This window comes from Mycobacterium sp. GA-2829 (assembly GCF_001499965.1).
Classification (GTDB): Bacteria; Actinomycetota; Actinomycetes; order Mycobacteriales; family Mycobacteriaceae; genus Mycobacterium.
The window spans coordinates 1-9,542 of the sequence record NZ_LQIT01000068.1 but is presented as its reverse complement, the minus strand read 5'-3'; the positions used below and the strand labels follow the sequence as shown (position 1 = coordinate 9,542).

Below are 9,542 nucleotides of genomic sequence, written 5' to 3'. Positions count from 1 at the left end.
GCACCCGCGCCGGGCCGCCCCCCCCCCCCCGCGCCGCCGGTCGAACCGGTTCCGCCGCCTCCGCCGGGGCCGTAGTGCCCGTCCGGATGAGCGCGCAGCGGTTCGACGAACTGGTCTCCGATGCGCTGGACCTCATCCCGCCGAAGTTGGCCGCCGCGATCGACAACGTGGTGGTGCTCGTCGAGGATCGGCACCCCGAAGAACCCGACCTGCTCGGGCTCTACGAGGGCATCGCGCTCACCGACCGCGATCACACCTATGCCGGTGCGCTACCGGACACCATCACGATCTACCGGCACGCGGTGCTCGACATCTGCGATACCGACGAGGACGTGGTCGAGGAGGTGGCGATCACCGTGATCCACGAGATCGCCCATCATTTCGGCATCGACGACAAACGCCTGCACGAACTCGGCTGGGCCTGAGCGCGGCATTCGCCATTCGTCGGCGCGGAGTGCTACAACGGGGTCCATGAGCATCCAGTGCCGGGAGTGTCGGGCGCGGCTCGAGCACTGCCACGGCACTGTCATCCACCACGTCCGTCACCGCATCGAGTGCACCGAGGACGACTGCACCACTCCAGAGGTGGTGCACACCTTCCGCATCGACTGCGAGGCGGTCGGCTGCCAGTGCGGTCAGGCCGACGTGCGGGCCGTGATCTGACTCAGCCCATCGGGTCGACGGATTCGAGCGCGTCGCGCACCGGGTCCACACCGGGTTCGGGGTAGAACGGCGGCGTCCGGCTGCCCCACTGCACACAGCTCCACCGCCCGTCGGTGACCGGCGTGAGCACCACCGCTTCGGCGTTGGCCAGGTGGTGGTCCAGCGCGAAGCTCGCCTCGACCCCGGCCAGTACCGCCGACACCAACCGGATCGCTGCGCCGTGGCTGACCACCACGATGTCGTCGTGCCAGGCGTCGTCGTCGAGGTAGCGCATGCGCAGCTGCGTCAGCACCGGCACGTACCGGTCGAGCACCTCGTCGCCGGTCTCGCCGCCGGGCATCGGGACATGCAGGTGGCCGCGCTGCCAGCGTGCGTAGATCGACTCGAACTCGGCGATCGCCTCGTCGTCGGAGCGGTTCTCCAGCTCGCCAACCTGCACCTCGTGCAGACCGTCGAACTCGACCGGATCCCGCCGCGCGGATGCGGCGATCTCGGCGGCGGTCTCGGCGGCGCGGCGGGCCAGCGAGTGCGCGAGCAGCCCGGGCGGACGGACCAGCCCGCTGCCGAACGTGCGCGCCTGCTCCCGCCCGAGGTCGGTCAGCGCGGCGCCCGGCGGCCGGGTGTCCAGCCGGCGCTCGACGTTCGCCTCGGACTGCCCGTGCCGGACCAGTACCAGCCGCCCGCTCATCGGGTGTCCTCCACGCGGCCGTCGCGCAGCCGCGTCAACCAGCGTGTCGCCTCGTCACTCGACGGCGGCGGCGCACCCGCCGCCGACCCGGTCGGCCAAGAACCCAGAAATCGCACATCCTCACAACGACGGTGCAGCGCCTTGAGTGCCTCGGCGACCGCATCGTCTTCGAGATGGCCGACACAGTCGAGGAAGAACACGTAGGTGCCCAGTTCGGTGCGGGTGGGCCTGGACTCGATGCGGGTCAGGTCGATGTCGCGGATGGACAGCTCGGTCATCGCGGCGACGAGCGCACCGGGCGTGTTCGCCAACCGCAGCGCGACCGAGGTGCGGTCGGCGCCGGTGCGGGTGGGCGGCGGCGCGGGACGCCCCACCAACACGAACCGGGTGCGGGCGTTGGGTTCGTCGACGATGCCGGACGCCAGGCTGCGCAGACCGTAGCGCTGCGCGGCCAGGGCGGTGCTGACCCCGGCGTCGGCGCGACCGCCCGCCACATCGGCGGCCGCGGCGGCGTTGGACTGGGCCGGAACAATCTGTGCGGCAGGAAGATTCGCCGACAGCCAGCGCCGCACCTGGGCGGCCGCCACCGGGAAGGCCGCGACGGTGGCGACGTCACCGTCGTGGTCGGCGCGCACGACGATGCTGAACGACACGTCGAGGGTCAGTTCGGCGACGATCTGCAGCGGCGTCCCCAGCGCGAGGCTGTCGAGAGTGGGCAGCACCGACCCCTCGATCGAGTTCTCGATCGGCACGCACGCGTAATCGGCGTCCCCGGAGCGCACGGCCTCCAGACTGGCCGGGGTGCTGTCGGACGGAACCGGCGTCACGTCGGGGTCGGCACCGGGGATCAGACCCGAAGACACCATCTGCAGCAGTGCCGACTCGGTGAACGTCCCCTCGGGACCGAGGTAGGCGATGCGCGGCACGTCACAACCCTATCCGCTGGATCGGCGGGAAAGCCTTGCGCGACCCACGCCGCCAAGGTTAAGTAAGGCTTACCTCACCAACCGGGAAAGGCGGCAGCAATGGCCAAGACTCCGACAACGACGGCGGCACCCACTGGGCCTTCTACGGCCGAGCGCATCCGCAGTGCGTGTGCCCGCGGCGGCGGCGCGATGCTCGCCGTCGAAGGCGTCGACCCGGTCAGCACCCCCGTTCATCACCTGCTCGACGACGGCTCCTTCGCGATCACCACGCCCGCCGACGGTCCGCTGCCCGCGCAGGCCGCCGCCGCGGGCGCCGCGGGCGTGCAGGCCGTCCTCGAGATGACCGACTACGCACCGCTGCCGCTGCGCGAACCCGTGCGCTCCCTGGTGTGGATCCGCGGCAGGGTGCATGCGGTACCGCGCGCCGACGTGCCCGCACTACTCGACCTGATCGCCAGCGTCGATCCGAATCCAGCTCTGCTGCAGGTCAATTCGGGTGATGACGGGCAGTACACGCTGATGCGGCTGGAGATCGAGTCGGTGGTGGTCGCCGATGCGACGGGCGCGGAGTCCGTCGCCGTCGGCACCCTGCTGGCCGCCCGCCCCGACCCCTTCTGCGCCATGGAGTCGTGCTGGCTGCAGCACATGGAGTCCGCACACCAGGACGTCGTCGACCGCCTGGCCGGCCGGTTGCCTGCCGCCATGCGCCGCGGCCGGGTGCGCCCGCTGGGCCTGGACCGGTACGGCGTCCAACTGCGCGTCGAGGCCAGCGACGGCGACCACGACGTGCGGCTGCCGTTCGGCAAACCCGTCGAAGACGTGACCGGGCTGAGCCAGGCGATCCGCGTGCTCATGGGCTGCCCGTTCCTCAACGGGCTGCAGGCCCGCCGCCGCGAACACCCGGGCGGCTAGCGTATGGGCGGTGAGCCGCCCGCCCGCCACGTTGCCCGACCTGCTCGACGACGGACAGCGCCGCGCGGTGCGGATCGAGATCGCCGTCGTCCTCGCCGTCACGTTCGGCCTCAGCGCCTACACCGCGCTGCTGCGCCTACTCGAATCCGTCCTGCTCGGACTCTCCGGACAGGTGGTGGCGCTCAACCCGCGCCGATCCACCTTCGACCTGATCGACCTCGGGCTGAACCTCGCCGGCGTCTTCCAGCTCACCGCGTGGGGCGCCCTCGGCCTCTACTTGCTCTGGCGCAGCGGCCTGCGGTTGTCCGACATCGGCCTGGCCCGCCCACGGATCCGCCCCGACCTGCTCGGCGGCCTCGGGCTCGCGGCGCTGATCGGGCTGCCGGGACTGGCGCTCTACCAGGTGGCCCGGCTGATCGGCATCAACGCCTCGGTCGAACCGGCCGAACTGTACGACACGTGGTGGCGGATCCCGGTGCTGCTGGCGATGTCGTTCGCCAACGGCTGGGCCGAGGAGATCATCGTCGTCGGGTTCCTGCTGACCCGGCTGCGGCAGCTGCGGGTCAACCCGATGGTCGCGATCGTCGCCGCCGCCGTGCTGCGCGGCGCCTACCACCTCTACCAGGGCTTCGGCGCCGGGCTGGGCAATCTGGCGATGGGGCTGGTGTTCGGCTACGTCTGGCACCGGACCGGACGGCTGTGGCCGCTGATCATCGCGCACGCGCTGATCGACGCGGTGGCCTTCGTGGGTTACGCGCTGCTGGCCGGGCGCCTGGGCTGGCTGCAGTGATTCGGCACGTACATTTCTGCCTGTGAACCCGAATGGCGGCAGGCCCGGTCCGCGCAGGCCGGACACCCCGCGGGAACCGCCGCAGGTGATCCGCCGCGATCCCGCGTACCGGCCGCCGCAAACGGCACTGGGGCCGCATCGTGCTGACCGTCCTGCTGGTGCTGGCCGTCGTTCTCGTCGGGCTGACCGTCTGGGTCGACACGTCGCTGCAGCGCATCCCCGCCCTGACCGCCTACCCGGACCGGCCCGCCGCGGGCCGCGGGACCACCTGGCTGCTGGTCGGCTCCGACAGCAGGGCCAACCTGGATGAACAGCAGCAGGCCGAGCTGGCCACCGGCGGTGATGTGGGCAACGGCCGCACCGACACGATCATGCTGGTGCACCTGCCCGGGCTGATGTCCGACGCCCCGGCGACCATGGTGTCGATCCCGCGCGACTCCTACGTCCCGATCCCGGGTTACGGCGAGGACAAGATCAACGCCGCGTACGCGCTCGGTGGGGCGCCGCTGCTCGCGCAGACCGTCGAACAGGCCACCGGCGTGCGCCTCGACCACTACGCCGAGGTCGGGTTCGACGGGTTCGCCGCGATGGTGGACGCCGTCGGCGGGGTGCAGATGTGCCCGACCGAACCGATCAGCGATCCGCTGGCCGGGATCGACCTGCCCGCCGGATGTCAGGAGCTCGACGGCCCCACCGCACTCGGGTTCGTGCGGACCCGCGCCACCCCGCGCGCCGACCTCGACCGGATGACCCACCAGCGCGAGTTCATGTCGGCGCTGCTGCACCGCGCGGTGAGCCCGGCCGTCCTGCTCAACCCACTGCGCTGGTATCCGATGGCGCGGGCGGCAGGCGGCGCGCTGACCGTCGACAGCGGCGCCCATGTGTGGGATCTCGCCCGGCTCGGCTGGGCGATGCGCGGCGACCTCACCACCACCACGGTGCCGATCGGCGAGTTCACCTCCGGAGGTTCCGGCGCGGTCGTCGTCTGGGACTCCGAAGCCGCGGGCCGGTTGTTCGAGGCGCTGGCCGAGGACACGCCGGTACCCGCCGACGTGCTGGAGCAAACTCCGTAACTTTTGTTATCGGCGTCACACAATTCGGGTCACAGCTTAGGAGAACCTTCCCTCAGTAAGGTTGACCTTCGCTGACAATGCCCTCTGACCTGCTCTATCGTGGCCACCATGACGACATCCGGCGCACTCGACACCAAGTTCCACGGACTCCTTCTCGAGCAGATCCGCAGCGAGTTCACCGCCGCGCAGCAATACATCGCGATCGCGGTGTTCTTCGACGGGGCGGACCTGCCGCAGCTCGCCAAGCACTTCTACGGCCAGTCGGTCGAAGAGCGCAACCACGCGATGATGCTCGTGCAGTACCTGCTCGACCGCGACGTCGAGGTCGAGATCCCCGGCGTCGACGAGGTGTGCAACCGCTTCGAATCCCCGCGCGACGCGCTCGCGCTGGCGCTGCACCAGGAGCGCACCGTCACCGAGCAGATCAGCCGGCTGGCCAGCGTGGCCCGCGAGGAGGGCGACTACCTCGGTGAGCAGTTCATGCAGTGGTTCCTCAAGGAGCAGGTCGAGGAGGTCGCGCAGATGACGACGCTGGTGCGCATCGCCGAACGCGCAGGCTCGAACCTCTTCCACCTCGAGGACTTCGTCGCGCGCGACCTGCACAGCGCGGGCGCCGACGCGACGGCTCCGCGCGCCGCGGGCGGCGCGCTCTAACGGTCGGTACCGGCCGCGCCGGTCAACCCGTTCTGCAGCCAGTCCTTGGTGCGGCCGGGGTGGTTCGTCGCCACCCAGGCCACCCCGAGGTCGCGGCAGTACCGCACGTCCTCGTAGTGGTCGACGGTCCAGCAGTACATCGCCCGGCCCTGGGCGGCGGCCCGGTCGACGAGTTCCGGGTGTTCGCGCAGCGTCATGATCGACGGCCCGACGGCGGTCGCCCCGACCGTCGTGGCGGCGCTGCCGCCCAGATACCGCGAGGTCTCGCCGAGGAGCACGGTCGGCAGCATCGGGGCGGCCCGGCGGATCCGCCAGACCGCGGCCGCCGAGAACGACATCACGACCGCACGCGACAGGTCCGCCGAGGCCGGGGCCGCGATCCCGAACCGGTGCAGCAGCGCCAGCACCTTGCTCTCCACGAGCGCGCCGTAGCGCACGGGGTGTTTGGTCTCGATGAACATCTTCACCGGCCGGTTCCAGTCCAGCACCAGCTCGACCAGCTGTTCCAGTGTGAGCAGTCCGGTGACGTCGACACCCGCCCCGGGCCGGGTGCTGGCGTGCCATGACCCGAAGTCGAGGGCGCGCAGTTCGGCGAGCGTCATCTCGCTGACCACACCGGTGCCCGACGAGGTGCGGTCGACCCGCCGGTCGTGCACGCACACCAGGTGCCCGTCGCGGGTCAGCCGGACATCGCATTCGACGCCGTCGGCGCCCTCTTTGAGCGCGAGTTCGTAGGCGGCCAGGGTGTGTTCGGGCCGGTCGGCCGACGCTCCGCGATGCGCGACGACGAAGGGATGACCGCCGTCGAGCGCGCCGCCATCCGGGTTCATGAGCCCTATGCTGCCGGGTTCTGGCCGCTGGGCTCAACCGGACGGCCGGATTGGCTGCCGGGGGCCGCGGGTCCGTCGTCGGGCACCATCACCCAGCGGTGCACCGGACGCGAGGCCGGCGCCTGTTCGAACCCGGACACCACCCGGTGCGCCACCAGCAGAGTGCCCAGCGCCATCAGATACGCGATCGTCGTCACCATCGTGTTGTCCGCGATGCCCTGTGGATCGGTGGTGAAACTCGTGGCGATCGAGAACACCGACACCAGCGTGCTCAGCACCCACAGGATCCACCACACGATGATCGGTTTGCGCAGCGCCGACGTCCGGTTCTCGACACCGGCCAGTTCGAGGACGTACACCGGTGCGAAGAACAGGTTCACGAACGGGGTCAGGCAGCCCAACCGCAGCCGTAGCGCATCGCGCGGGTCGGTCTGCCCCCGGAAGTGGTACGCCGCGCCGCGGCGGGCGACGAGCCAGTTGGTGAGCAGCACGATGCTGCCGACGACCAGGAACGCCGCCACGACGCTCAGCGCGACACCCAGCCAGGTCGCCACCCCCGCCACGATCGGGTTGAGCAGGACCGTGCGGTTGACCAGCAGCAGCAGATAGCGCAGCGCGTGGATGGCTGCGGCCGCCCCGAGCACGCCCGCGGTCACCATCAGCGTCTTGTGCACGGCGGACGCCGACGGGCCGACCCGGGCCGCGGCCGCGGTCTCGTCGACGGTGTCGAAGTGCTCGACGAGCCCCCACCGCGGGATCATCGGATAGCGCGGTGTCGGGCCCAGCGGCGGGCGCGGCGGGCGGGCCGGCGGCGGCGCCCCGGGGCGCACCGCGATCCAGCGGTAGCCGGGAGGGATGCGTGGCGGAGCGCCCGCGGGACCGGGCGCCGCCTGGCGGGCGCTCCACTCCGCGCCCACGGTGGGCGGGGCGGACGGCGCCATCAGCGTGCCCTGGCAGCGGGGGCACACCTGCCGCTCGCGGTCGCGCACGTTCCACCGCGTTCCGCAGCGGGAACACACCTGGATCATCCGACCAGCCTAGCGGCGCTGGTCACACGGCCCCGGCGCCACCGTCGTCGGTGACGATCGGGCGGCCCGCGGCCGACCAGGCCAGGATGCCGCCGCTGATGTTCACGGCGCGGTAACCGTTGCGGGCCAGGTACTGCGCGACGCGCTGCGACCGGCCGCCGGCATGGCACATCACGTAGACGGTGGCGTCGGAATCGATCTCGCCGAGCCGCGCGGGTACCTCACCCATCGGGATGTGCAGGGCGTCCGCGGCATGGCCCTGTCGCCACTCATCGTGTTCGCGCACGTCGAGCAGCAACGCCGACCCGTCGAACGCGGTGGGGAGTGCGGCCACGTCAGCCTGCGGCACCTCGACGTCGTCCATGGCTCCCATGCTGACACGCCGCGGCCGACTCGGCGTACCCCTCGGCAGACAGCAATCGCGGATTTATCCACAGTTTCCACAGGTTCATCCACAGGCCGTATCGGGAGTCGAGGGAATATGTGCTCGTTGAGCGGGTCGCGTGCGCCGTGAAACTGTGGATAAACCGGGAGTATGCGCAAAGGTCACATGCCGGTAACGAAAGCGTCGAGCGAAATGCTTAGCGGCACTAATCCGGATGTCCGGCCGGGCGCTGGAAGCGCGTCGCTCGAGTCTGCCAGCGGCGGCCCGTCTCGCCGCTTCGACACGCCGGAGTCGTCGCGACACCGTCTCGCGGCGGGGCCTGGCGGGCGTTGCCGACCACTTGGCCTCACCGCGATCCGAACCCGGACCGCCGGTGCGCACAAGCGGCGTGGACTGCCCTGACCTCGGCCGACCACACGTCGGCAGCCCGTCAGGAGACCTGATTTCCTTCGCTCTGCCCCAACCGTTATGATCGGCGTCACAAGGGGTTGGTGTGATAAGTCTCACTGGGGGTTTGAAGTTTGAAACTGCAGGTCAGGAGACTCTGATGGCGTCTCGTTCGATGGGTGGCGGTTCGGCCATGCCGCCGTCGGAGTGGCATGCATCGGCGAATGTGTACACCCGCAGCCAACTGATCGCGTGTCTGCGCGCCGGCGTCATCGCGCTGGTCCTCCTCGCCATCCTCGCGGCCATCGTCTTGTTCTGACCGCCTCCCGGTCGGGTATTGATGTAAAGGGACGTGCATCCTTGCGGTGCACGCTGCCATGGAGCAAGGTTGACATCGATGTCGAGGATGTCGCGCTCCATCAATCACTGCTGAGAGAGGAATCTTGTGGCTGAATACACCTTGCCCGATCTTGATTACGATTACGGCGCCCTCGAACCGCACATCTCGGGGCAGATCAACGAACTGCACCACAGCAAACACCACGCCACGTATGTGAAGGGCGCCAACGACGCGCTGGCCAAACTGGCGGAGGCCCGCGAGTCCGGGGATCACTCGGCGATCTTCCTCAACGAGAAGAACCTGGCCTTCCACCTCGGCGGCCACGTCAACCACACGATCTGGTGGAAGAACCTCTCCCCCAACGGTGGCGACAAGCCGACCGGTGAGCTCGCCGCCGCCATCGATGACGCGTTCGGGTCGTTCGACAACTTCCGCGCGCAGTTCACGGCCGCCGCCAACGGACTGCAGGGTTCCGGCTGGGCCGTGCTTGGCTACGACACGCTGGGCCAGAAGCTGCTGACCTTCCAGCTGTTCGATCAGCAGGGCAACGTGCCGCTGGGCATCATCCCGCTGCTGCAGGTCGACATGTGGGAGCACGCCTACTACCTGCAGTACAAGAACGTGAAGGCCGATTACGTCAAGGCCTTCTGGAACGTCGTCAACTGGGAAGACGTGCAGAACCGGTTCGCCAAGGCCACCAGCTCGGCCAGCGGCATCATCGTCGGCTGACGCCAGACCTGTCCTACAGGGGCGGGGGGGGGGGGGGGCGGGGGGCGCCCCCCGGGGGGCGCAGCGGCCACCAGGAAGAACACGGAGGGGGGGGGGGGGCGCGCGGGGGGGGGGCGGCGGGGGGGGGGGGGGGGGGG

13 protein-coding genes are annotated in these 9,542 nt (G+C 70.2%); 8 read left to right on the top strand and 5 right to left on the bottom strand.

Annotated features, from left to right (window positions below; genetic code table 11):
* Window positions 1–74 precede the first annotated feature (74 nt).
* On the top strand, window positions 75–425 hold the full coding sequence (locus tag AU194_RS28580; RefSeq protein ID WP_059092632.1) for a metallopeptidase family protein: 351 nt from the start codon (window positions 75–77) through the stop codon (window positions 423–425).
* A gap of 46 nt (window positions 426–471) precedes the next feature.
* Window positions 472–663: a hypothetical protein gene (locus AU194_RS28575; protein ID WP_059092631.1), complete on the top strand. Its 192-nt coding sequence runs from the start codon at window positions 472–474 to the stop codon at window positions 661–663.
* 1 nt (window position 664) lies between these two features.
* Here the strand turns inward: AU194_RS28575 and AU194_RS28570 are convergent, their stop codons facing one another.
* On the bottom strand, window positions 665–1,351 hold the full coding sequence (locus AU194_RS28570; protein ID WP_059092630.1) for a histidine phosphatase family protein: 687 nt from the start codon (window positions 1,349–1,351) through the stop codon (window positions 665–667).
* The gene (gene pheA, locus AU194_RS28565; protein ID WP_059092629.1) at window positions 1,348–2,277 is read right to left on the bottom strand and encodes a prephenate dehydratase; all 930 of its coding nucleotides are present in this window, start codon (window positions 2,275–2,277) and stop codon (window positions 1,348–1,350) included. Before pheA ends, AU194_RS28570 begins: the two co-directional genes overlap by 4 nt.
* Window positions 2,278–2,376: 99 nt before the next feature.
* On the opposite strand from pheA, the gene AU194_RS28560 reads away from it, so the two are divergent.
* The 4 genes from AU194_RS28560 (at window position 2,377) to AU194_RS28545 (ending at window position 5,706) form a co-directional block, all read left to right on the top strand.
* Window positions 2,377–3,189 (top strand): DUF2470 domain-containing protein, encoded by an 813-nt coding sequence (locus AU194_RS28560; protein ID WP_059092628.1) that lies wholly within the window; start codon window positions 2,377–2,379, stop codon window positions 3,187–3,189.
* Between the two features lie 10 nt (window positions 3,190–3,199).
* On the top strand, window positions 3,200–3,979 hold the full coding sequence (locus AU194_RS28555; RefSeq protein ID WP_059092627.1) for a CPBP family intramembrane glutamic endopeptidase: 780 nt from the start codon (window positions 3,200–3,202) through the stop codon (window positions 3,977–3,979).
* A gap of 143 nt (window positions 3,980–4,122) precedes the next feature.
* Window positions 4,123–5,052, top strand: coding sequence for an LCP family protein (locus tag AU194_RS28550; protein WP_059092634.1), 930 nt, complete (start codon window positions 4,123–4,125; stop codon window positions 5,050–5,052).
* Window positions 5,053–5,160: 108 nt separating this feature from the next.
* Window positions 5,161–5,706 (top strand): ferritin, encoded by a 546-nt coding sequence (locus AU194_RS28545; RefSeq protein ID WP_059092633.1) that lies wholly within the window; start codon window positions 5,161–5,163, stop codon window positions 5,704–5,706.
* Here the strand turns inward: AU194_RS28545 and AU194_RS28540 are convergent.
* The 3 genes from AU194_RS28540 to AU194_RS28530 are packed head-to-tail and all read right to left on the bottom strand — an operon-like array spanning window position 5,703 to window position 7,928.
* The gene (locus AU194_RS28540; protein WP_059092626.1) at window positions 5,703–6,536 is read right to left on the bottom strand and encodes a glycerophosphodiester phosphodiesterase; all 834 of its coding nucleotides are present in this window, start codon (window positions 6,534–6,536) and stop codon (window positions 5,703–5,705) included. The two genes, AU194_RS28545 and AU194_RS28540, sit on opposite strands and share 4 nt — an antisense overlap.
* 5 nt (window positions 6,537–6,541) lie before the next feature.
* Window positions 6,542–7,564 (bottom strand): DUF4328 domain-containing protein, encoded by a 1,023-nt coding sequence (locus AU194_RS28535; protein ID WP_059092625.1) that lies wholly within the window; start codon window positions 7,562–7,564, stop codon window positions 6,542–6,544.
* Window positions 7,565–7,586: 22 nt separating this feature from the next.
* On the bottom strand, window positions 7,587–7,928 hold the full coding sequence (locus AU194_RS28530; RefSeq protein WP_059092624.1) for a rhodanese-like domain-containing protein: 342 nt from the start codon (window positions 7,926–7,928) through the stop codon (window positions 7,587–7,589).
* Between the two features lie 568 nt (window positions 7,929–8,496).
* Between AU194_RS28530 and AU194_RS32340 the strand changes: the two genes are divergently transcribed.
* Together AU194_RS32340 and AU194_RS28525 are read left to right on the top strand one after the other, a co-directional pair.
* A complete protein-coding gene (locus AU194_RS32340) occupies window positions 8,497–8,655 on the top strand; it encodes a hypothetical protein (protein ID WP_197417772.1) in 159 nt (52 codons plus the stop codon).
* A gap of 126 nt (window positions 8,656–8,781) precedes the next feature.
* Window positions 8,782–9,405 carry a superoxide dismutase gene (locus AU194_RS28525; protein WP_059092623.1) on the top strand — a complete coding sequence of 208 codons (624 nt, stop codon included), beginning with the start codon at window positions 8,782–8,784 and terminating at the stop codon, window positions 9,403–9,405.
* Window positions 9,406–9,542 lie beyond the last annotated feature (137 nt).

Excerpts from the sequence above, each read along its gene's own strand:
- AU194_RS28575 (WP_059092631.1), top strand. The coding sequence starts at position 472 with ATGAGCATCCAGTGCCGGGAGTGTCGGGCGCGGCTCGAGCACTGCCAC.
- AU194_RS28570 (WP_059092630.1), bottom strand. The coding sequence starts at position 1,351 with ATGAGCGGGCGGCTGGTACTGGTCCGGCACGGGCAGTCCGAGGCGAAC.
- AU194_RS28560 (WP_059092628.1), top strand. The coding sequence starts at position 2,377 with ATGGCCAAGACTCCGACAACGACGGCGGCACCCACTGGGCCTTCTACG.
- AU194_RS28545 (WP_059092633.1), top strand. The coding sequence starts at position 5,161 with ATGACGACATCCGGCGCACTCGACACCAAGTTCCACGGACTCCTTCTC.
- AU194_RS28540 (WP_059092626.1), bottom strand. The coding sequence starts at position 6,536 with ATGAACCCGGATGGCGGCGCGCTCGACGGCGGTCATCCCTTCGTCGTC.
- AU194_RS28535 (WP_059092625.1), bottom strand. The coding sequence starts at position 7,564 with ATGATCCAGGTGTGTTCCCGCTGCGGAACGCGGTGGAACGTGCGCGAC.
- AU194_RS28530 (WP_059092624.1), bottom strand. The coding sequence starts at position 7,928 with ATGGACGACGTCGAGGTGCCGCAGGCTGACGTGGCCGCACTCCCCACC.
- AU194_RS32340 (WP_197417772.1), top strand. The coding sequence starts at position 8,497 with ATGGCGTCTCGTTCGATGGGTGGCGGTTCGGCCATGCCGCCGTCGGAG.